Here is a 2479-nt window from a genome sequence, read left to right as displayed (position 1 = left end):
TGTCAATCGGCGTTCAAATTTGACCCCGTATCGGCGTCCAATTTTGACCCCTTAGAGCGGCGGGTTTTGACGGTAGCGCTCGCCTCGTCGGAGCTGGTCGGGATAGCGGAGACGAGGCGAGCGCGGGCTGTGTGATCGTCGTCGCGGCTTTTGAAGCGCCAACTGTCGTTGCCGGTCTCAACGATGTCGCAGTGATGGGTCAGCCGGTCTAGCAACGCGGTGGTCATCTTGGCGTCGCCGAACACGCTGGGCCATTCTCCGAACGCGAGGTTGGTGGTGACAATGATCGACGTGCGCTCATAGAGCCGGCTGACGAGGTGGAACAGGAGCTGGCCGCCGGATTGAGCGAACGGTAGATAGCCGAGTTCGTCGAGGACGATGAAGTCGAGCCGGGTCAGATGCTCGGCGATGCGGCCCTGCCGTCCGTTGCGGGTCTCGATCTCCAGGCGGTTGACGAGGTCGACCACGTTGTAGAAGCGGCCGCGGGCACCCGATCGGATGCAGCTTCTGGCGATGGCGATGGCCATATGTGTTTTGCCGGTGCCGGTACCGCCGACCAGAACGGCGTTACGTTGCTGGGCGATGAAGCCGCCGCCGGCGAGATCATTGACCAGGGTCTGGTTGATGGGGGTGCCTTCGAACTGGAAGTCCTCAAGGTCCTTGGCAAGCGGCAGCTTGGCGATGGTGAGCTGGTACTTGATCGAGCGGGCCTGCTTCTCGTTGATCTCGGCATTGAGCAGGTCGCCGACAATGCGTTGGGGTTCGTGCTGGCGTTTGATGGCGGTCGCCATGATCTCGTCGAAGGCAGCCTTCATGCCGTAGAGCTTGAGCTCACCCATGAGGTCGAACAGTTGAGTACGCTCCATCAGATGGTTCTCCTGAGGTTGTCGTAACGAGCACAGTCGGCGATCGGGGCATGGCGCAATGTCAGCGCAGCCGGGGTGATGATGTTGGCCGGCGGCGCAGGATCACGCTGGCGGGCCAGAACGTTGAGTACGACATCGGCGGAATGAACGCCGTGAGCGATCGCCTCGGCACAGGCCGCCTCGACGGCCGGCAAGCCGTCGGTCAGAACCGCGTTGAGGATGTCGACCATCTGCCGATTACCATCGTCGACACTGGCGAGCTTGCGCCGTACACGCTCAATCGCCGCCGGCAGCACCCAGTCCTTGAAGGGAGCGCCGTTGCGCAAGGCACCGGGTTTGCGAGCCAGCACCGGCACATAATGCCAGGGATTGTAAATCGTCTCGCCGCGGCCAAATGAACGCGGATGCTCGGCAACAATGCGCCCGTCCTGGCGGATCACGATACGGTCTGCATAGGCATGAACCTCAACCGGACGTCCGACGGCGCTGGCTGCGACCGAGTATTTGTTGTTGTCGAAGCGTACCAGGCAGGTCTTAGAGACCGATGCCGGCACCGCGTGGAATCCGTCGAACCGGCCGGCATAGGGAACGAGCTTCGGCCGCTCGGCTTCGAACACCTCCCAGACCGTCTGTTCGGGCAGTTCCGGATGCCGGTGCGCCTTGGCGTAGGCGATGCACTTGTCCAACAGCCAGGCGTTCAACTCGTCGAGGGTTTTGAACCGCAGTGGCGGCGTGAAGAAGCGTTCCCTGACCAGCCCGACCTGGTTCTCGACCTGCCCCTTCTCCCAGCCCGACGCTGGCGTGCAGGCGACCGGATCGACCAGATAGTGGCTGCACATCTGCAAGAACCGGCGATTGTAAAGACGCCCTTTACCGACGAAGATCGTCTCTACAGCGGTCTTCATGTTGTCGTAAATGCCGCGCCCGCAGGTGCCCTTGAACAGGGCGAATGCCCGGTCGTGGGCGTCGAACACCATCTCCTGCGTCTCGCGCGGATAGCACCGCACGAACAGCATCCGACTGTGGCAGAGCCGGACATGGGCGGCCTTCACCATCACCGTCACGCCATTGAGCAGGACGACCTCGTGGCTCCAGTCAAACTGATAGGCTTCACCCGGCGCAAAGCTCAGCGGAACGTAGGCCGCCGCCGTCGATTGTCCGCTCTCCTGGCTCCATCGCCTGGCGTAACGCCGCACGGCGTCGTAACCGCCGTCATAGCCGCGCTCGCGCAGTTCTTCGAAGATCCGGATCAACGTCAGCTGCTCGCGAGCAGCCTTGGCCGCGTTCCCTGCCAGCAATCCGTCGAGTTCTACTGCCCATCTTCCCAGCTTCGGCCGTGGCTGGACCACACGCTCGTACTCGAATGAGGTGTCTCCCGACCTCAGCACCTTCCGGACCGTGTTCCGCGACACTTTCAGGTCACGGGCGATCTCTTTGATCGTCTTGCCCTTGATGAAGTGCTCGCGCCGGATCCGGGCAATCGTCTCCACGATCAGCATCCCCCACCACCTGCTTTGTTACGAAGCAGGCAGCGCAACAGACCAACCTGTAGGGGGTCAATTTTGGACGCCGATCCCCCGGCTTAGGGGGGCAATATTGCAGGCCGAATGACA

The 2479-nt window shown here is 62.1% G+C and carries 1 protein-coding gene and 1 pseudogene; both read right to left on the bottom strand.

All coding sequences use genetic code 11. From position 1 onward, the window contains the following. Positions 1-2 precede the first annotated feature (2 nt). Positions 3-866: an IS21-like element helper ATPase IstB gene (istB, locus tag IVA80_RS30940; protein WP_346348035.1), complete on the bottom strand. Its 864-nt coding sequence runs from the start codon at positions 864-866 to the stop codon at positions 3-5. Continuing rightward, positions 832-2365, bottom strand: a pseudogene (gene istA / locus IVA80_RS30935) (IS21 family transposase). The gene istB and the pseudogene istA overlap by 35 nt, the downstream one beginning before the upstream one ends. Positions 2366-2479 lie beyond the last annotated feature (114 nt).

The sequence above is a fragment of the Bradyrhizobium sp. 139 genome (assembly GCF_023074175.1).
Classification (GTDB): domain Bacteria; phylum Pseudomonadota; class Alphaproteobacteria; order Rhizobiales; family Xanthobacteraceae; genus Bradyrhizobium.
This window is presented reverse-complemented; position numbering and strand designations above follow the sequence as displayed.

Excerpts from the sequence above, each read along its gene's own strand:
- istB (WP_346348035.1), bottom strand. The coding sequence starts at position 866 with ATGGAGCGTACTCAACTGTTCGACCTCATGGGTGAGCTCAAGCTCTAC.